Origin of the sequence: Megasphaera geminata F0357, assembly GCF_000239275.1 — a bacterium.
Taxonomy (GTDB): domain Bacteria; phylum Bacillota; class Negativicutes; order Veillonellales; family Megasphaeraceae; genus Megasphaera; species Megasphaera geminata.
The window spans coordinates 1-19,719 of record NZ_JH417580.1 but is presented as its reverse complement, the minus strand read 5'-3'; the positions used below and the strand labels follow the sequence as shown (position 1 = coordinate 19,719).

The window sequence follows — 19,719 nt, the reverse complement described above, 5'->3', positions numbered from 1 at the left end:
AGCAAATGAAGGTGATTTTCATGGTTACAGATGCAGAAGTCTTAAAACGTTGGAAGTACATTGCGCAGGAAGATGAAAAATTATTGATCATTATCGGCGGCCCCGGTTCGGGAAAGAGTCAGCTGATCCGCGATTTGACCTACCAGGAAGGGTGGAAGATTTGTGAAGCCAGAGAGCTTTTTGATGATGAATTCCTGGAAATTCCCCGTGCGGACCGCCCGGAAAAGGCAATCGACCTGATTGCCAACGCGATCAGACGCTTGAATGCCCGCGTCGTCATGATCGATAATGTAGGTTTTCTCTTCGCACCCATCCTTAACTTGAATCCGGTCGACATGTTGAAAAAACTCAGCAGAGAATGCCCCATTATTGTCAGCTGGAGAGGGAAACTGGAAGGAAATACGCTTTACTTCGAACACAACGGAGACCCGAAATACGCCAAGTTTATTGTTGAAAATCCGAATCATGTTATTTCACTTGACTAGTTATGAAAAGCAATGCGTGAGCGCATTGCTTTTTTTTTGTCCTGCTCTGTGATATAATGAGCGACGTATTATAAGTTTCTCAGTACACAAGGAGCGGATTATGAGCGATTATATAATAGCCGTTATACTCGGTATTGTCGAAGGCGTTACGGAATATCTTCCCGTTTCTTCTACGGGGCACATGATCCTCATCGGCGACTGGCTCGGGTTTGACGGGCCGAGAGCAGGCGTTTTCGAAGTATTTATTCAATTAGGCGCTATCGCAGCGGCGCTCTGTATTTATAAGGAAAAATTTCTTTACATGCTGCGTCAATATGACTGCGTACACCTTTTAAAACCCGAAAATTGGTATCGCCGTGACACGGGCCTGACCTTGGCGCATGTCGCGGTCGGCATCGTTCCCGTTATGCTCATCGGCTTCTTTGCCCATCATGCGATTAAGACCTACCTTTTCTCGCCGAGTACCGTGATTATCGGCCTTATTGTCGGCGGTATTTATATACTTATGGCGGAAAAGGCGAAGATCCCCGTTGTCTGTAACGATGTCGAAAAGATGACGATTATGCAGGCGTTTTTAGTGGGGATTTTCCAGATTTTTGCTCTCGGCCCGGGTTTTCCCGTTCCGGCTCGACTATAGGCGGCGGTATCCTTTTGGGCATTAGTCGCAAAGCGGCGGCTGATTATTCATTTATTATCGCCGTGCCGGTTATGATCGTTGCCTGTTTCTATGACCTCCTGAAGAGTTTTAGCGATCTCGGCGGCGGCGACCTTGCCATGATTGTCGTCGGCTTTGTCACCGCGTTTGCGGTAGCTTATGTTTCCGTTCTCTGGTTCCTTAAATTCCTCAACAAGTCGACGCTTGCTTTTTTCGCCTATTACCGCTTTGCCGTGGCGGCAGTCGCCTTCATCTATTTCTTCGTGCTTTAATGAAACGTACCGGGCGGTACCCTGACGGGTGCCGCTTTTGTATGTAACCGTGCCGTGAGCGGTCTGCCTGAAAAAGGGCCGGTTTTTTTCCGGCATATAAAAAAGACCGCTTCCAAAAACGGCGGCCCGCTTCAGCTGGATATCTGCTTCAAAGGCCGGGCAGCAGAAATGAAGCATATCTCCTTTGAAATGTCCCGAACTAAGTATCGCCGTGCATAGCCGTCGGAAAGAGAAAGCCGATTTCCGTCAACGCAGCGGTAATTTCACCGAGTCTTTCGAGCGCTTCCGTGTCATGGTCCGCCATGACGTGAAGAAGGGGAGGCAATGTTTCCGTAATGGCTTCACGCAAGAAATTAGAAGTAAAAAGTCCTTCCGAACCGGGAAGATATTCCTATATGCGGGGATTGGACATAACGTATCCCTGCTTGATTTTACCGGTAATACCGTATTCGGGGTTCAGGGGAAAATTTGAGTCAAAATCCATAATATGATACCATTGTAAAGAAATGCGTATTGTCTGTTTTATGCGGGAGGAAAGCATGGTAAAGGCAAAAAAAATAAAATTGCAGAAGCGTTCCGTACCGGACGCTCGTGTTCATGAAGGATTGTCGCTGCCGGCCGGTGCAGGCGGGAGCGGTTATATAGGATTTAAAAATACGGCCGATTTAAAAGCGAAGTATTTTGTCCGGACAGGGCGTTTGGCCAGGGTGCCGTTTGTTTTACGTATGCTTGTCCTTTTTTTTGCGCAATTCATCTTTACCTTTGTCCTGTACAGCCGCATGGCGGAAGGTATTTTACTGAATCAACCGCTTATTGCCGCTCTTTTCGGACTCCTTCTGCTTGCCTTTACCGTGCCGACCTTTTTTTCTCAACTTTCGTTGGGAATCCGCCGGTGTCATGATACGAACAGAAGCGCCGCTTATATCGCCCTGCCGTTAAGTTGTTATTACGGAGCCTTTTTTTTTCCGCTCCTGGGGCTTGGTGAAGCCGGTACATTTGCGCAGTTCGCGGCCTTCATAGCGTATGCGGCCTTGGCTTTTATGAAAGGCTCCGTCGGTGCGAATAAGTACGGCAACGCCGATTAGAGGCGTCATATCCGTACGGGTAAAATACGATGCAGATTGAGGGATATATATCATGTCCGCGTTTATGATAAGAACGGAACATCTCAGCCATACATATAAAGACGAAACGGGGAACCTTGTTTATGCCGTAAAAGATGTGTCCCTGACGGTTGCACCCGGTGAATTTGTCGCCGTTATCGGTACCAACGGCTCGGGGAAGTCGACCTTGGCAAAGCATTTTAATGCGCTGCTTTTGCCGACGGAAGGAGTTTGTGAAGTTGCCGGCATGCGGACGGATATCCGGGAAAATGTCTGGAATATTCGTCAGCATGTAGGCATGGTGTTTCAGAATCCCGACAACCAGATAGTGGCGGCCGTGGTCGAGGAGGATGTGGCTTTCGGACCGGAAAATCTCGGCGTGCCGCCCGCAGAAATCCGTGTTCGCGTTGATACGGCCCTGGAACGTGTCGGTATGTCGGCGTTTGCCAAGCAGGGGCCCCACCTGCTGTCGGGCGGACAAAAGCAGCGCATTGCCATCGCCGGCATTTTGGCCATGCAGTCCGATTGTATTGTCCTGGATGAACCTACGGCCATGCTTGACCCGTCGGGCAGGGCGGAAGTAATGAAGACATTATTGCAGCTCCATGAAGAAGGCATAACCGTTGTTCTTATCACGCATTTTATGGAAGAAGCGGTGCGAGCCGACCGTGTCGTTGTCATGAACAAGGGCGAACTGCAGATGGACGGCACTCCCCGTCAGATTTTTTCGCATGTGGCGGAACTCCTTTCCATGGGTCTGGATGTGCCTGTTGCGGCGGAAATCGCCGTTCGTCTTCGGGAACGGGGCGTACCTGTAAAAGGGGATATTATCAATAAAGAAGAGTTGGGAGATGCATTATGTCTATAAGACTGGAAAATGTATCCCATACGTACGGGAAAGGAACGCCCTTTGAACAGACTGCGTTGGAACCGTTGAGTCTGGAAATAAAAGAAGGGGAATTCGTCGGTATTATCGGCCATACAGGTTCGGGAAAATCAACGTTGGTTCAACTGTTGAACGGCCTCCTGCAACCGACTGAAGGGACTGTTCATGTAGACGGGATAAACATTGCCGAAAAAAGCAAAGAGGCGTTTTCTGCACGCCGCCGCGTCGGCATGGTATTTCAGTATCCGGAATACCAGCTCTTTGAAGAAACGATAGCCGGAGATATTGCTTTCGGCCCGAAAAACTTCGGCTTGAACGAGGCGGAGACGGCCGAGCGCGTTCGTGAAGCCATGGATTTCGTCGGCCTTGATTACGATGAATATGCGGAACGGTCGCCCTTTCGGCTCAGCGGCGGTCAAATGCGCCGTGTTGCCATTGCCGGCATTATCGCCATTCGGCCTAAATACCTTATCCTTGATGAGCCGTCGGCGGGCCTGGATCCCGCAGGCAGACGTGAAATTTTTGCGCAGATCCGCCGCCGTTATGAAGAAAAGGGCATTTCTGTTATTCTCGTCTCCCATAATATGGAAGATATTTCGTCCCTTGCCAACCGGCTTATTGTGCTTTCGCACGGTAAAATCGTATTGGACGGAGAGCCGTTGACCATTTTTTCCGCCTGTCGTGATGCCCTGCAGGAGGCCGGTGTGGATGTGCCGCCTGTGACACAGGTTTTGCAATACCTGCAGACAAGAGGGCTGGACGTATCCGATAAAGCTAGAACGGTGGCTGACGGTACGGCCGCCGTTTATGATGCCCTGAGGAGGAACGGATATGCTGACTGATATAACCTTAGGTCAATATTTCCCGGGGAATTCCTTCCTGCACCGGCTTGACCCGCGGATAAAAATTATTGCGACGATGATAGTTATTATCTCGGTTTTTCTGGCGAAATCATTTTTGTCGTATGCGGTTCTGACGGCTTTTATCGTCTTTTCATACCTCCTGTCACGCTTACCGGCAGGCAACGTGTTCAAGTCTTTGAAGCCCTTGTGGGGAATTATCTTTTTCACGATGGCTGTACATCTCTTTACGACGCCCGGTGAAGCGTTATGCCAATACGGGATCATTCATATCACAAAGGAGGGTATCCGCCAAGGTGTGCTCATGACCCTGCGCCTCGTGTATTTAATCGTATTCTCGTCTCTTTTGACGTATACGACATCCCCGATTGTCCTGACTGACGGTATTGAGCATCTGTTAAATCCTTTTAAGCGGATTGGCGTGCCCGCTCACGAACTGGCTATGATGATGACCATAGCTATGCGCTTTATCCCTACATTATTGGAAGAAACGGACCGTATTATGAAAGCTCAGACCGCCCGCGGCGCAAATTTTACGACAGGCAGTTTATGGCAGCGCGGTAAGAATATGGTCCCCTTGTTAGTGCCTCTTTTTATCAGCGCGTTTCGCCGGGCCGACGACTTGGCGACAGCCATGGAATCACGTTGTTATCGCGGCGGAGAAGGCCGTACGCGGCTCCATGAATTGGCCTGTACATGGCGTGACGGAGCCGCTCTGTGCGGTGTCGTTTCTGTGACGGGTGTCCTGGCGGTGTTGCGATGGCTGATATAATGAAAAACATATGCCTTCGTATTGCTTACGACGGTACGGATTTTTTCGGTTTTCAGCGCCAGTCCGATTTTCCGTCGGTACAGCAGACGATGGAAGAAGCCCTGGAAGGATTGTACGGCTGCAGGATCCGCGTTTATGGGGCGGCCCGCACGGATACGGGCGTTCATGCACGCGGGCAGGTCGTAAATTTCTATGCTCACGATCGTATTCCCGTCGATAAGCTGCCGTATGCGTTAAAGGGAAGTCTGCCGCCGACAATCGTCGTTCTGGATGCGGTTGAGAAAGCGTATGATTTCAGCGTTCGTCATGACAATAAGGGCAAACATTATCGTTATATTGTTGTCAACGGACCTGTGCACGATCCCTTTATGCTGCGTTACGCATGGTATATCCGCAAGCCCCTGGATATAGAAGCGATGCAGCGGGCTGCAAACACGCTCATCGGGACGCACGACTTTTCAGCCTATAAAGGGGCCAATACAACCCCGCATAACCCTGTCAAGACGATGTATGAAATCGCCGTGTCGCGTGCCGGCGGCCGCGTCCGTATCGATGTCCTGGGAAGCGGGTTTTTATATCATATGGTCCGTAATATCGTCGGCGCCCTTGTGGACGCGGGGCTGCACCGGAAAAGCCCTGAAGCGCTGGCACGTATTCTCGACGGACGGGATAGGCGTAAACTCGGGGCGACGGCGCCGGCTCAGGGATTGTTTTTAGAAGAAGTATTTTATACAAAGGACGGCGTGCAGAAGCGGCGCGACGCGCTTTATGCCGGAAGGGCGAGTGATACGGGTTCCGCAAGGTGTTCCGACGTATCTATAAAATGAGGGCGAATATGGTATAATATACATGTCCGGTTCACAATACGGAAGAATTGTGGGTTTGGCATGGACAGAACCCTGCATTTGTATGGTATACAATACGACAGGTGTTGAAATAACGTATGTAAAGGGCAGACAGAAGCTTATGAGTGATAAAACAGCAGGTTGGATAACGCGTGACGCCGTCGGGATACTCGTTGTCATTGCCGTATTTTGGGCCATTAAGTTAGTACAGCCCGACTTTTATTCGATCATGTGGGAATTGACCGTGCTGGGCGATATAGACGGTATGACCGCATATATGGCTTCATTCGGGTACAAGGCAATTTTTGTCAGCGTTTTGATGGTAGCCTTTGTTAATGCCATCGGTATTCCGTCCGTACTGTTTCTGACGGTTAACGGCGTTATTTTCGGTCTTGTTCCGGGAATCGTCATTTCCTGGATCGGTGAAGTCGTCGGTATAGAAATCAACTTTCGTTTGACGCGGACCTTGTTCCGCGGCCAGGCAAAGAAGGTCATCAGCCGCAGCAATATGCTTGAACGTCTCGATTCGTACAGCTGCATTCGCACGATTATGGCGGGACGGGCTATTCCCTATGCGCCTAATGTCTTCGTCACGGCTCTGGGCGCGCTTAGCCATATCAGCTATCGCGACCATTTCGTCGCCAATGCTGTCGGCAAGTTACCGGCGGTCGCTATCGAAGTGTGGCTGGGACATGATTTGCTGCTTATACATGAACACTGGCCGCGCCTTCTGGCCGTATCGGCTATCGTTGCCTTTGTTTACGGCCTGTTATGGTGGCGTCGGCGCCATCAAACTACATAACCGGTTACGACAACTCCTCGAAAGAGGGGTTGTTTTGCGTACGTCGGATACGGAAGGGGATATCTTTCTATGAAACAGGTGGATCAAATAAGGACGATTTGTAATCTCGGCTGCGGTACTATGGGGTTCAGTACGGCCGTCGTTTTTGCCGGAGCGGGGTACGAGGTAAGGATGTTCGGCCGCAGGACGGCGAGTATTGAGCGGGCTATGACGAATATCAAGGCCGCCTTGGCAGGGCTGACGGACAACGGGCTTTTGTCACAGGCCGAGGCGGAAAATCTGCGCGGCCGTATCCGCGGCGTCACCACGATTGAAGAAGCTGCGACAGGCGCCGATTTTGTCATCGAGTCGGTGGCTGAAGACATCTCCGTTAAACAAAGCGTCTATGCGGAAACGGAAAAATATATCGATGATGACGTGATTATCGCCACTGATTCATCGGGCCTCAGCCCGACGGAACTTTCGGCCTGCATGAACCTTCCCGGGCGGTTTATTGTCGCCCATTTTTGGAACCCGCCTCATCTTTTGCCGCTCGTTGAGATCGTTCCGGGGGAAAAGACGGCTGCGGAAGTTGTTTCTCTCACTAAAGAATTAATGGAAAGAATCGGCAAGAAGCCCGTAACTCTTTTAAAGGAAGCGCCCGGTTTTATAGGCAACAGGCTGCAGCTCGCCCTTTTGAGGGAAGCGCTCCACTGCGTCAGGGAAGGGATTGCGACTGCCGGGGATGTGGATGCCGTGTGCAAATACAGTCTCGGCAGACGTCTCGGGGTTACCGGCCCTATTGAAAGCGCCGATTTGGGCGGCCTTGATATTTTCTACAATATTTCAGCCTATTTGTATAAGGAACTGGACGATACTAAAAGCGGCTCCGAAATTATGAGAAAATGTGTAAATGAAGGCCGCCTGGGGGCAAAGACGGGGGAAGGGATTTTTTCCTGGACTGAAGAAAAGAAACGGATGCTCATGAAAAAACGGGAAGACGTCTTGATCGAATGGCTGAAAAAGGACGGGACGGCCGCGGGGAACCCTTGCACAACTGGTATTTAAGCATGAAATATTGTAAAATACTACTATCTGTTATAGTGTCACTCGTGTGATGGGAGAATATATATGGCGTATATACCGGTTCAGGGATTTATCAGCAGCTTCCGGCTGTTGGATATTTTAGACATTGCCCTGGTTGCTTTTTTCTTGTATAAGCTTTTTTTACTGCTTCGCAATACCCGTGCCGTAGCTCTCATTAAAGGGCTTGCCTTCCTGGGTGTTATTACGGTGAGCAGCCGTGTGCTCAATTTACACGTCGTCAACTGGATATTACAGCAGGGCATGACGGTTATCCTGGTCGCATTACCCGTCGTCTTTCAGCCTGAATTGCGCCGGGCCCTGGAACACATCGGCCGCGGCAGACTTTTCCGTTCCGACCATTTGATCAGCCAGGAAGAACTGGCGCATCTTCTTGATGAAGTCGTTCCTCTTTCTGAGACATTGTCCAAAACTCGTACCGGCGCCCTTCTCGTTTTTGAACGGGAAGTGGGGTTGAATGAAATCATTGATACGGGAGTAGCTATCGACGGGCTCGTATCCAAAGAGCTGTTGGGCAATATTTTCATTCCCAACACGCCCTTACATGACGGCGCCGTCGTCATTCGCGAAAATCGCATTATGGCGGCGGGGTGCCTTTTGCCGTTGACGACGGACCGCTCTTTGTCGACGGAACTCGGTACGCGGCATCGGGCGGCTATCGGTATCAGCGAAAAGTCCGATGCCGTCGTTGTCGTTGTCAGTGAAGAAACGGGTGCTGTTTCTTATGCGTACGGCGGTCACATTTACCGGCATCTTACCGGTGAAAGATTACGTCAAACATTGGAAGGATTTTTTTCGAAACAACCGCAGGGGCTGGCTAACATTTTGAAATGGAGGTCCGGCAAATGATAAAAGCACCGCAGGAGAAATGGAAGATACAGATAATTTGCGTTATTGTCGCTATCGGTCTCTGGTTTGCCATCATAAGCGAACAAAATCCTGTCAGTGAAGGCAGTTATACGGTTCCTGTCGTCGTGGAAAACCTGGATTCTCAATACGTGGTCTCGCAGGTGCCGAAAAACGTTTATATCCATCTTTCAGGACCGCGTAACACGATTATTAATATCGATCCGGCGGAGATCAAGGCCTATGTCGATTTATCCGCTGCGCAGGAAGGGACCGTGACGGTTCCCGTACATATAGAAATCCCGGCAGGGACGGAATTGAAGAAGCAAAGCGTGAACGACGCCACTATCATTGTCGATGTCTACGCCGTTCAGGAATTTCGCCTGACGCCCCACCTCGTCGGCAAACTGCCGGACGGAGTGGCCGTGACGGGCATTAAGCTGCTGCCCGAAAAAGTCGTCGCATCCGGTGCGAAACGTCTGCTTAACGAAGTAAGCAGGGCCGTTATAGAGATCCCCGTAGCCGGTAAAAATTCGGGCTTTACTGTCATGGCCCCGATTCATCTCGTGCATGCCGACGGCACTCCCGTCGACGGCCTTGATCTAACGCCCCATCAGAGCAGCGCGTCCCTTACATTCGTGCAAAATGCCGCCTCTAAGAAGGTACCCGTTAATGTGCCTACCTATGGGGAAGTGGATGCTTCGGTGCGCGTAAAGAATGTTACGGCCTCACCGAGCAGTGTGGAAATTCGCGGTGATCGGGATAAGCTGAACACCATTTGGGCAGTCACCCTTGAGCCTATCGATCTGACGGGGCTCGGTTCCGACAAAGAGTGGCGCGTCAGTATCCCCTGGTCTACAGGAGACGGCACGGTCGAGCCTGACGTCGTTACCGTAAAGGTGGAGACGGAAACTGCCGAATAAAGGAGAGAAGACGTTGATACGTTTGACCAATATACGTGCTGCCGTACCGTTGCGGGCGGACGTCACGGACCTTGCGGCGGCTAAACTTCACTGCAAACGGACGGAAATAGAAGAGGTGACCGTCGTACGCCGTTCCGTCGACGCGCGCCGCAAACCGAATATATTTTTGGTTTTTACCTTACAAGTGACGGTAAAACGGGAAAAACAGATCCTTTCCCGATGTCGGCAAGATAAGGACATTCAGCCTGTAACCCCTGTAAAGGCGGTGACCCCCGTTTACGGTACCGTGCCGCTGACGGCTCGGCCTGTCGTTGTCGGTACCGGGCCTGCCGGGTTGGGGGCCGCGTTGGCATTGGCCGGGCACGGGTATCGGCCGATTGTATTGGAACGGGGATATGACGTGGACAGGCGGACCGAAGATGTGCGGAAGTTTTGGGAGACGGGCATTTTTAATGCAAAGTCCAACGTGCAGTTCGGTGAGGGCGGAGCCGGCACGTTCTCTGACGGTAAACTGACGACACGCGTCAATCACCCTCTCCTGCGGCCTATTTTAGAAGAGCTGGTTGAAGCGGGTGCGCCGACGGATATTCTGTATATGTATAATCCCCATATCGGTACGGATATATTGCGGACGGTCGTAAAGCGACTGCGTTTTAAAATTGAACGGCTCGGCGGTACCGTCCGTTTTGACAGCCGTCTTACGGATATTATTCTCGATGAGGGCGGGGCCGTTCGGGAAGTCGTCGTAAATGACGGCGGCCGGCTGGCAACGAACCTCGTCATTCTCGGTGTCGGTCACAGTGCGCGCGATACCTATTATATACTCCATGCACGGCATGTATTTCTTGAAAAGAAGCCCTTTGCCGTAGGCGTCCGCATTGAGCACAAACAGGAGCTCATAGATAAAGCGCAATATGGATGCAATGCGGCTGAGCTCGGCCTGGACGCGGCGGAATATAATCTCGTATATCACGGGCCCGGTAACAGGACCTGCTATTCCTTTTGTATGTGTCCCGGCGGTACGGTGGTGGCCGCGGCTTCGGAAGAAGGGCGCGTCGTAACGAACGGCATGAGCCGATATAAGCGTGACAGCGGAACAGCCAACAGCGCCCTTGTCGTCAATGTGACCGTTGACGATATGGGCGGGAATTCACCGCTCGGCGGTATCGAGTTCCAACGCCGCTATGAAGAAGCCGCATATCGTGCCGGCGGCTGCAGTTATAAGGCACCGGCTCAGACGGTCGGCGATTTTCTCGGGCGCACGGGGGCCGGTCGGGCCGATTCGGTGCAGACGTACAGGCCGGGTGTGGTCCGGACGGATTTGCGCCGCGTTCTGCCTGAATTCGTTACGGAAACGTTGGCGGCCGCGTTGCCGTACTTCGGCAGGAAAATACGCGGCTTTGACGATAACAATATTATCATGACCGGCGTTGAAACGAGGACAAGCGCCCCCGTTCGTATCAGGCGCGATGAAACGACGCGAGAAGCGGTAAGAACGAAAGGCCTTTATCCCGTAGGGGAAGGCGCCGGTTATGCCGGCGGCATTATGAGCGCTTTTCTTGACGGTACGGAAACAGCAATTGAAATTATGAAAAAATATCGCCCTTTGGAGGTAAGATAAATGGCAAGATTATTCGGAACCGACGGCGTGCGCGGTGTGGCAAACGATTCTTTAACGCCTGAATTGGCATACCATTTGGGCAGAGCGGCGGCTTTTGTCCTCGGCAAGGACAGAGAACATCCGACTTTTTTAATCGGCAGGGACACGCGACTCTCCGGCACGATGCTTGCCGACGTTTTAGCCGCGGGAGTCGCCTCCGCCGGCGGGAATTGCTTTATGGCCGATGTCGTTCCCACTCCTGCGGTCGCGTATCTGACAAAAGCCCGGCATATGGATGCGGGTGTGGTTATTTCGGCGTCGCATAATCCCTTTGAATATAACGGCATTAAGTTTTTCGATAAATACGGGTATAAACTTCCTGATGAAACGGAAGATCTGATTGAAGAGTATATGCTCAGAGACGAACGATCCGGCCAGGAAAACAGGCCTACCGGCGCCGCTATCGGTACGGTTACGGAACTGCCCGATTTGCAGGAAGAGTATATCGGCTATATCCTCAACAGTACGGATATCGATCTGAGCGGTATTAAGATCGTACATGACGCGGCTAACGGCGCAGCCTATAAAGCGGGGCCCGAGATCTTCCGCCGCCTCGGTGCGGAACTCATCTCCGTCCATGCCGAGCCGAACGGTATCAATATTAATGATAAATCCGGTTCAACTCATTTGGAAAGCGTTAAGGCCGCTGTTTTGAAATACGGGGCGGATATCGGTATTGCCAATGACGGCGATGCCGACCGTTGTCTCGTTATCGATGAAAAGGGAAACGAATTGGACGGCGACCAGATCATGATTATTTGCGCTTTGCAGATGAAAGAAGAAGGGCGTCTTCGCGGCGATACTATCGTCGGTACGGTTATGAGCAATATCGGGTTCCATAAGGCGGCTAAAGAAATGGGGTGCAAAACGGAAATTACGTCTGTCGGCGACCGTTATGTGCTTGAGTGCATGCGGCGGAAGGGGTACTCCCTCGGCGGCGAACAGTCCGGACACATTATTTTCCTTGACTATAACACGACGGGTGACGGCCTTCTGACGGCCGTACAGTTTATGACGGTTATGAAGAAGCAGGGGAAGAAAGTTTCCGAGCTGGCCGGCCTTATGACGAAATACCCGCAGATTTTGAAAAATGTCCGCGTTGAAACAAAATCGGGCTGGGAAGAAAACACGCTTATCGCCGCCGCCGTTTCGGCGGGGGAAGAAGAGCTCGGCGAAGAGGGGCGTATTCTCGTTCGTCCGTCCGGGACGGAACCGCTCATTCGCGTTATGGCGGAAGGTGCCGATCTGGTACAATTGGAACGCATTGTCGACGATATTGCGGGCGTTATCGATCATGAGATGGGGGAAATAAAATAAGAACGTATTCCATGCGGTTTTTCTCTTTTCGGGAGGTCCTTTCGGGGACCTCTTTTCGCGTTTCCGCAAAGCGGCCGTTTTTTCCGGGTACTGCGGTCCGCCGCTTTTATCGCTTCTTTCATAGCCACGGTAACGGTAAGATGATATAATAACAAATTAGGTAATCCGTGTGGAGGGAATTTTGTTATGAAAGAGGTCGTACACCGCATTTTACGTGCTTTGAACGATGCCGGTTTCGAGGCATATGTTGTCGGCGGCGCCGTGCGCGATTTACTCATGCATAAGGAACCGCATGATTACGATATTACTACCTCCGCCCGGCCTGAAGAGATTATGGCCGTTGCGGCAAAACAGAATTGGCAATCTGTCGATGTAAACGGTAAGACTTTCGGTGTTGTCGTTCTCGTTATCGGCGGGGAGACATATGAGGTCGCCTCGTTTCGCGGCGAGGTGTACGGGGAAGACAGCCATCGTCCGGAACGCGTCTGGTATGCGGCGTCTTTGCGTGAAGATGTGATGCGTCGCGATTTTACGATCAATGCGCTGGCAATGGATACGGCCGGACAAGTTTATGATTATGTGGGCGGCCGGAAAGATATCCGTAAGAGACGTCTTGCCGCCGTCGGCAATGCGAAAGAACGGTTCCAGGAAGATGCACTGCGGCTTTTTCGGCTCTGTCGTTTTGCGGGTCAGCTTGATTTTTTGCCGGAAAAGAAAACGCAGGACGCTATGCCGCAGGCATTCGGACGCGTAGCCGGGCTTTCGTCGGACCGGGTCGTTGCGGAAATTGAACGCCTTCTCGTTACACCGGCCGCCTATAAGGGTCTCGATATTCTCGTGCGCTCCGGTCTGGGAAACTGTTCGTGCAGACGGAAAGAAAACGGCGCGTATGTAAATGTTCCGATCATGCCTGAATTTTCGCATCTTCCCGACACGCCTCAATCCCCGCCGTTTCATGTGTTTGATGCGTGGATACATACGCTTGCCGTCATCTCATATACACCGGCCGATCTGACGCTTCGTTATGCCGCTCTTTTCCATGATGTGGCCAAAGGGTCGGCCGGCATACGCAGCATCCGTGACGGCCGCTATACGGATTACGGTCATGATCGGGCGGGGGCGCGCATAGCCGCCGAAGTGATGATGCGGTGGCGGCGCAATAAAGCGTGTATTCGCCGTGTCGCATGGCTCGTAAAAACACATATGAAGTTTCATTACTTTGCCAATACCGGTCAGGGAAACGTGGTCAAATGGCTTCGTCATGAAGCCGGGAGCAATGACTTTCACAGCACCGCCGAACTTGCGGCAGCCGTGCGGCAGGCGACGGCGTTAGCCGTTGCCGATGCAAAAGGGTGCCGCCCCGATGCAAATACGGACGGCACCGTTTCTTTCGGTAAATATATGGAAGAGCTGGCCGGTTCCATGCCGGTCGGCACCGGAGACCTGCAGTATGACAGAAGAGTTCCCGAGATTTGCGGATCCCGTACGGGCGATTGCCTGCGCGTCCTCTTAAAGCGGGTGCAGGACGGGACACTCGCCAATGAGCCCGATGTTTTTGCCGATGCGGCGGAAAGATGGATGAAGCGGCGTTCAACATAAGGAAAGAAAACTATGGATAACGAATTGAAAGCAAAAGCGGATAAGCGCAGAGAGCAAAAAATGTGCAGGCGCATAATAACGTGCCTTATCATCTTATTCGCTTTTTGTGCGGCTGCTGCCGGCCGGCTTTTCTGGCTTCAAGTCGTCAGGAGCGCCGAATTATCGGAACGGGTTGACGCGCAAAGCGAAGCGGACCGTAAAATTCAGTCGCCCCGCGGCATGATTCTTGACAGAGACGGCAAAGTCCTGGCTATCAGTGAAGTTGCCAAATCACTGTACGCCGATCCGACGATGACGGAAAAATCGCCGGCCGAGATGGCAAGGCTCCTGGCGCCCTACCTGCGTATCAGCGAAGAGGCCATAGAAGAACGGCTCAGCCGCGATACTGCGTTTGTCTGGCTCGAGCGGACGATGGATAATGATAAATACGAAAGATTAAAAGGATTCATTGCCAAAGAACAGATAAAAGGGCTTCGTTTCGTTGACGAAAACAGGCGTTACTATCCGAACGGGACTTTGGCCGCTCAGCTTATCGGCTTTGTCGGTGATAACGATCACGGCTCGACGGCATTGAAATGGTTCTTGACGACGAGATTCGCGGTGATACGCAGAAGCTTCGGCTCACCACGGACAGTAATAACGTGCCTATTTTTGATTCGGCCCTGGAAAAAGTGCTGCCCGACAAGGAACGTTCCGTTCGTCTCACCATTGACAGCACGATTCAATACATTGCCGAAAAAGGCCTTGACGAAATCGTGAAAAAAAACAAACCTGAAGGGGCCGCCGTCATCATTATGGATCCGAAAACAGGCGAGATTCTGGCTATGGCGAGCCGGCCGAATTTTGATCCCAATGATTACGGCAAAGGAAATGCGGCGGCCTATAAAAACAGAGCGGTTGTCAACCTTTACGAGCCGGGATCGACGTTTAAACCGATTATGGCATCGGCAGCTCTTGACGCGGGGACGTGGACGGAAAACAAGGTTTATCATGATATCGGGTATATTCATGTTGATGACCGCACCATCCATAACTGGGACGACAGCGGCATGGGCAATGTAACGCTTAAAGACATTCTTAAATTTTCCATCAATACGGGGATGGCTGAAATAGGGATAAGCACGGGCGGGGCCGTCCTGTCAAGAATCATGCCGAAAAATACGGGTTCGGCAAGCCTACGGGCATTGAACTTCCCGGAGAAGGAGAAGGGATCCTCTTTGATCCTGAAGAAATGAGCCGTGTCGATACGGCAATTATGGCCATCGGTCAAGGCATTGCCGTCACGCCGCTGCAAATGGTGCAGGCCTTCGGCGGGTTGGCTAACCGCGGGACGATGATGAAGCCTTTCGTCATTAAAGAAATTGATAATCCTGACGGTTCCGTTTACAAAAAGACGGAACCTGTTGAGGCGGGGCGGCCTGTCAGCCCGGAAGTCAGCAGGACAATCAGCCGTATTATGGCCGAAGAAATCAACTCCGGCGGCGGCATTAACGCGAAAATCGACGGGTATAATTTCTGCGGTAAAACAGGTACGGCGCAGCGCCTGAATGCGGAAGGTACGGGTTATGCCGAAGGGCAGTATATCGGCTCCTTCGTCGGGTTCGGCCCGTTGGAAGATCCGCAGTATGTGGTGCTCATTGTCGTTGATAATCCGTCCGGCGTATATTACGGCGCGCAAGTCGCGGCGCCCGTATTTAAAGAAATGATGACCGATATCGTGCGGATCAAGGGCATCCGTCCTGCCGATCCGTCTGCCGTCAATGCGGGGATTTTCCGAAGTGAGGGCGGATCGGTACGGTCTTCCTTGCCGCCCGTATATGTGGATGCCGACGGTATTTTATTGCCTTCCTTTGCCGGCTTTGACTCGCGTGAAGTAAATGAATGGCTTAATGAAGCGGGCCTCAGTTTTATCCCTGTCGGTACGGGCTTGGCCGTGTACCAGCACCCTGACGCGGGTACTTATGTAGAACCGGGGAGCGATGTGACCGTTTCGTTTACACGATAACAATGCAGAAAAGGTGACGGTATGAGTATTTTAGACGGTAAAAAAACGGCGGCTGCCCGTAAAGAGCGGTTGGCGGCATACTTGCGGGAGCTGAAAGAAAAGGGAGAGGAGAGGCGGTTGGCCGTCTTAGCGGTCGGCGAAGATGCCCCGTCGGACATGTACGCCCGGACTGTACAGCGCGCCGCCCTGTCCGTCGGTCTGCCTGTCGAAATTTGCCGATACGCTGAAGATATCAGTGAAGAAGACCTTATACAGGCAGTTGCGGCGCTCGGTGAGCGAAAGGACATCGCCGGTATTTTACCGATGCTGCCGTTGCCGGAACGGTTTAACCGGGAGCGTGTTCTTAACCGTATTGCGCCTGAAAAGGACGTTGACGGGCAGACGGCGGCCGATAAGGGCCTGCTTTTTTCAGGAAGCCCGTGTTTTGCGGCCTGTACCGCCCGGGCGGTAATCGCTGTCCTTGAAGACTATAACATCACCCTTGAGGGCAAACATGTCGTTATCATCGGCAGAAGTGATGTTGTCGGCAAACCGCTTGCGCATCTTTGTTTAACCCGCAATGCAACCGTTACGGTATGCCACAGCAGGACAAAGAATCTGCCGGCATTGACGGCACAGGCGGATATTCTTGTCGCCGCTGTCGGCAAAGCGGCCTTTGTCACTCCCGATATGGTAAAAGAAGGCGCCGTTGTTATTGACGTCGGCATCAATCGTGCGGACGGTAAAACCGTCGGTGATGTAAGCGATGCCGCCAATGCCAAAGCCTCACAGTATACGCCGGTACCCGGCGGTATCGGCGCTGTCGTTTCAACGATAATTTTAGAAAATACGGCATACGGCAGGAGATAGACGACAGGCCTTGTATATGTAAGAAGATTTTTATAAAAACAGTCTTGTATAATACAGGCATAGCGGCTATACTGTATATAACGAATAATAATTATTGATTGTTAAGACAGGAGGAATGAATGATGGTCAAATTTTATCAGAATGAAGAAACCAAGGCGATTTTTATAAGTCTGAGCGGTGAAGTGTGTCCTGGGCTAAAAGAATTGGTTGCCAACACCACGGATGCGGCACAGGAAAAACACGTTCCCGTAGTCACGAGAGAAAACGGCCGGCTTCATGTACAGGTCGGTTCCGTTGAGCATCCTATGCTTCCGGAACATCATATTGCCTGGATTGCCGTTGAATCGGAAGGCCGCCTCGTGTTCAAGTATTTAAAGCCCGGTGAAAAACCGGCGGCCGAATTCTGTGACGCCCCGTCCGGTACCGTTTATGAATATTGTAACCTTCACGGCTTGTGGAAAGCGGAGTTTTAATGTAGATCGAGTTGACATATGCGGGGGCAGGCGCTCTTATTAGGGAAACTTAGTAAGAGCGCCTGTTTTTTTCTATTGGGAGCTGCTGACGGCTTTTAAACTGTTCGGTGTTTCCGATTTTGCGGCCCGTTTCTTCCCGGCCGTCATATAGACCGTCTTGAGACGCAAGAAAATATAGAAAAGTACAAGCCGCGCGGAATGGCCTGGTCCGATACGAATGTTATGCCGTTTATGGCCATAGAAGATTTGCCGGCTCATAAAGATATTCTTGTCATTACGGATCATAAAAATGCCGCTGCAATATGTGAGGACCTGCCCGGTACATGGGAAGAAGCGGGCGCGGCAGGGCGCTTCGTTTTCTTCAGGCGGTGCCGGCAATAGAAAAGGAGCTGTAACATACCGGCCCTCAAAAAATAAGATCTAATTTTGGGTTGCCCCCATCAGTCGGTATTTCTGATGCCGACTGATGGGGGCAATTTGTTTTTACCTTGATAAATAAGTGGTAAATACGCCGTTTCTTTTTAAAGGAACAATTCCGGTTCGGCCCGGCGCGTGTAAACCTCTTCCAAGTCTCTCTTATGGAACAGATATCCTTCGTCGTCGTAGTAACGGGCATGTCTAGGACAGCCTTTAATACAGGCGCCGCACTTGATGCAAATGCCCGTGAATTTTGCCGGATCGTCCGCATCAAGTGAGCCCATGGGACAGACAGCGGCGCAGATGCCGCAATACGTGCAGTCGTCCGTTATCTTTGACGTGACCTTGCGGATATCGATGGGCGTGCCGTCTTTCAGGCGGGGCGTGTAATAAGGTCGATACGGTGTTTCGCCGCGGACAAAAACGGGAGCCGTATCTATGGCGCGGGAGCGGATTTTTTCGGCAACGGCATTGCCGAAAGCTTCGGCTTTCGCCAGATCGGCCGCGTCCGGCCTGTGTGCGGCAAGCACCGTTGAAAAGGAATGCTCGCCTATAAAAGCTGCCGCGGCGACGGTGTGTATACCGCCTTCTTCCATGGCGTCACGCAGTTCGATGAGGGCGTCGTCGTAATTACGGTTGCCGTAGAGAACGACAGGGATGCCGAGGGCGCCCCGGCCGGAAAGTGTTTTTATATACTTGATTAATACATTCGGTACGCGGCCGGCATAGACGGGCGTGCCGAAAACGACCAGGTCATGCGATGAAAAGCGGAGCGCCTGCGTTCTCCTTTCGGGTAAGGTGAAATCATCGGTTGCTAACGGTAATTCCAACTCCCGGGAGAGCGTGGCGGCTATTTTCGTTACTGTTTTTTGCGTTGTCCCGGTCGGACTGAACCAGACGGCTTTGATCGTTGTAACGGCGGTCATAGGATCAACCTCCTTTGTAAACGGAGCGTGCGCAATGCAATTTTGGTAGTGTGTACAAACAGTATAGGCTTTTCTATAAAAGCCGTAAAGGCGGGGAAATAAATGGTATTGATATAATGTCAAAATAAAGTTGTGCTTCAAGGACGTAAAAGAGTGCGTATATAACCGGGACAACCTGCAAGGGCCGTCGGGTTTTGTATAATTACCTGTGCCGCCGCCTTCATTTATGAACAAAATATGGTATAATAAACATGCATTATAAATTATGACCTTATACTAGTAGTTGGTTTTATATACACCGTGTCGGAGGTATACATGGCTAGAGTAAAAATTACGGAAACTGTACTGCGCGACGGACATCAGTCCATTGCGGCAACGCGTATGCGTATAAATCAGATGATCCCCGTCCTGGAAGCGATGGATGAAATCGGTTATCATGCTGTTGAGTGCTGGGGCGGCGCCACCTTCGATTCATGTATGAGGTTTCTTGACGAAGATCCGTGGGAACGGTCAGATGCTTCTTCAGCATACGCACAAGATTGTATGCATCATACGGGGCGAGCAGGCCGGACATATCCTTGATACAAAGGGAATCGACGCCCATTTCCTGCAATTCAACGGCGCCCTTCGTAAAACTTTCCAGCGTATGAATGGGGCTGACCGTGTAAACCATAGCGCCCTGAACGTGAACGGACTTCGTATCTTTTCCCGCTTTAACGGCCGCTTCAAGGTTTCGCGAATCGTTAAGCGCGTCGAAGACACGGATAATGTCGATACCGTTGTCGACGGCACGATTCACGAATTCATACACCATATCGTCGGCATAGTGACGATACCCGAGAATATTTTGCCCGCGGAACAACATCTGTAACGGCGTCTTTTTCAAATACTTCTTTAACGTCCTCAGCCGTTCCCACGGATCTTCGTCAAGAAACCTCATA

The 19,719-nt window shown here is 51.5% G+C and carries 18 protein-coding genes and 3 pseudogenes; 18 read left to right on the top strand and 3 right to left on the bottom strand.

Translation table 11 applies throughout. The features are described from left to right. Nucleotides 1-20 precede the first annotated feature (20 nt). Together brxF and HMPREF0080_RS03555 are read left to right on the top strand one after the other, a co-directional pair. A complete protein-coding gene (gene brxF / locus HMPREF0080_RS03560) occupies nt 21-485 on the top strand; it encodes a BREX-3 system P-loop-containing protein BrxF (protein ID WP_040347106.1) in 465 nt (154 codons plus the stop codon). Nucleotides 486-585: 100 nt separating this feature from the next. Further along, a pseudogene (locus tag HMPREF0080_RS03555) lies at nt 586-1,412 on the top strand (undecaprenyl-diphosphate phosphatase). Nucleotides 1,413-1,611: 199 nt separating this feature from the next. Here the strand turns inward: HMPREF0080_RS03555 and HMPREF0080_RS09890 are convergent. Then, a complete protein-coding gene (locus HMPREF0080_RS09890; RefSeq protein ID WP_156795293.1) occupies nt 1,612-1,761 on the bottom strand; it encodes a hypothetical protein in 150 nt (49 codons plus the stop codon). A 190-nt stretch (nt 1,762-1,951) separates the two neighbouring features. Between HMPREF0080_RS09890 and HMPREF0080_RS03550 the strand changes: the two genes are divergently transcribed. From HMPREF0080_RS03550 to HMPREF0080_RS03475, 16 genes and pseudogenes are all read left to right on the top strand, one after another. Further along, nucleotides 1,952-2,497 (top strand): DUF805 domain-containing protein, encoded by a 546-nt coding sequence (locus HMPREF0080_RS03550; RefSeq protein ID WP_040347101.1) that lies wholly within the window; start codon nt 1,952-1,954, stop codon nt 2,495-2,497. Between the two features lie 52 nt (nt 2,498-2,549). Next, complete coding sequence (locus HMPREF0080_RS03545) at nt 2,550-3,383, top strand: energy-coupling factor transporter ATPase (protein ID WP_006789848.1); 834 nt, start codon at nt 2,550-2,552, stop codon at nt 3,381-3,383. Further along, the gene (locus HMPREF0080_RS03540) at nt 3,374-4,243 is read left to right on the top strand and encodes an energy-coupling factor transporter ATPase (RefSeq protein ID WP_006789847.1); all 870 of its coding nucleotides are present in this window, start codon (nt 3,374-3,376) and stop codon (nt 4,241-4,243) included. The genes HMPREF0080_RS03545 and HMPREF0080_RS03540 overlap by 10 nt, the downstream gene beginning before the upstream one ends. Beyond that, complete coding sequence (locus tag HMPREF0080_RS03535; protein WP_006789846.1) at nt 4,233-5,033, top strand: energy-coupling factor transporter transmembrane component T family protein; 801 nt, start codon at nt 4,233-4,235, stop codon at nt 5,031-5,033. The genes HMPREF0080_RS03540 and HMPREF0080_RS03535 overlap by 11 nt, the downstream gene beginning before the upstream one ends. Further along, on the top strand, nt 5,021-5,860 hold the full coding sequence (truA, locus tag HMPREF0080_RS03530) for a tRNA pseudouridine(38-40) synthase TruA (RefSeq protein WP_006789845.1): 840 nt from the start codon (nt 5,021-5,023) through the stop codon (nt 5,858-5,860). Before HMPREF0080_RS03535 ends, truA begins: the two co-directional genes overlap by 13 nt. A 139-nt stretch (nt 5,861-5,999) precedes the next feature. Next, nucleotides 6,000-6,680: a TVP38/TMEM64 family protein gene (locus HMPREF0080_RS03525; protein WP_040347130.1), complete on the top strand. Its 681-nt coding sequence runs from the start codon at nt 6,000-6,002 to the stop codon at nt 6,678-6,680. Between the two features lie 69 nt (nt 6,681-6,749). After that, complete coding sequence (locus HMPREF0080_RS03520; protein WP_006789843.1) at nt 6,750-7,727, top strand: 3-hydroxyacyl-CoA dehydrogenase family protein; 978 nt, start codon at nt 6,750-6,752, stop codon at nt 7,725-7,727. Between the two features lie 63 nt (nt 7,728-7,790). Beyond that, on the top strand, nt 7,791-8,612 hold the full coding sequence (gene cdaA / locus HMPREF0080_RS03515) for a diadenylate cyclase CdaA (RefSeq protein WP_006789842.1): 822 nt from the start codon (nt 7,791-7,793) through the stop codon (nt 8,610-8,612). Next, nucleotides 8,609-9,532, top strand: coding sequence for a CdaR family protein (locus HMPREF0080_RS03510; RefSeq protein WP_040347099.1), 924 nt, complete (start codon nt 8,609-8,611; stop codon nt 9,530-9,532). Before cdaA ends, HMPREF0080_RS03510 begins: the two co-directional genes overlap by 4 nt. Before the next feature lie 13 nt (nt 9,533-9,545). Then, entirely contained in the window at nt 9,546-11,153 is a 1,608-nt protein-coding gene (locus HMPREF0080_RS03505) for an NAD(P)/FAD-dependent oxidoreductase (protein WP_040347097.1), read from the top strand. Then, on the top strand, nt 11,154-12,509 hold the full coding sequence (gene glmM, locus HMPREF0080_RS03500; protein WP_006789839.1) for a phosphoglucosamine mutase: 1,356 nt from the start codon (nt 11,154-11,156) through the stop codon (nt 12,507-12,509). Nucleotides 12,510-12,695: 186 nt separating this feature from the next. Next, the gene (locus HMPREF0080_RS03495; protein ID WP_006789837.1) at nt 12,696-14,108 is read left to right on the top strand and encodes a CCA tRNA nucleotidyltransferase; all 1,413 of its coding nucleotides are present in this window, start codon (nt 12,696-12,698) and stop codon (nt 14,106-14,108) included. A 12-nt stretch (nt 14,109-14,120) separates the two neighbouring features. Then, nucleotides 14,121-16,113: pseudogene (locus HMPREF0080_RS11650) on the top strand (penicillin-binding transpeptidase domain-containing protein). A gap of 21 nt (nt 16,114-16,134) precedes the next feature. Continuing rightward, complete coding sequence (locus HMPREF0080_RS03485) at nt 16,135-16,962, top strand: bifunctional methylenetetrahydrofolate dehydrogenase/methenyltetrahydrofolate cyclohydrolase (RefSeq protein ID WP_006789833.1); 828 nt, start codon at nt 16,135-16,137, stop codon at nt 16,960-16,962. Nucleotides 16,963-17,081: 119 nt separating this feature from the next. Next, nucleotides 17,082-17,435: a desulfoferrodoxin family protein gene (locus tag HMPREF0080_RS03480; protein ID WP_006789832.1), complete on the top strand. Its 354-nt coding sequence runs from the start codon at nt 17,082-17,084 to the stop codon at nt 17,433-17,435. A gap of 198 nt (nt 17,436-17,633) precedes the next feature. Further along, the gene (locus HMPREF0080_RS03475) at nt 17,634-17,816 is read left to right on the top strand and encodes a hypothetical protein (protein WP_006789831.1); all 183 of its coding nucleotides are present in this window, start codon (nt 17,634-17,636) and stop codon (nt 17,814-17,816) included. A gap of 140 nt (nt 17,817-17,956) precedes the next feature. Here HMPREF0080_RS03475 and HMPREF0080_RS03470 read toward each other — a convergent pair whose 3' ends face one another. After that, nucleotides 17,957-18,778 carry an EFR1 family ferrodoxin gene (locus tag HMPREF0080_RS03470; RefSeq protein WP_006789830.1) on the bottom strand — a complete coding sequence of 274 codons (822 nt, stop codon included), beginning with the start codon at nt 18,776-18,778 and terminating at the stop codon, nt 17,957-17,959. A 493-nt stretch (nt 18,779-19,271) separates the two neighbouring features. Next, nucleotides 19,272-19,719: pseudogene (locus HMPREF0080_RS03465) on the bottom strand (oxaloacetate decarboxylase subunit alpha); the annotation flags it as partial.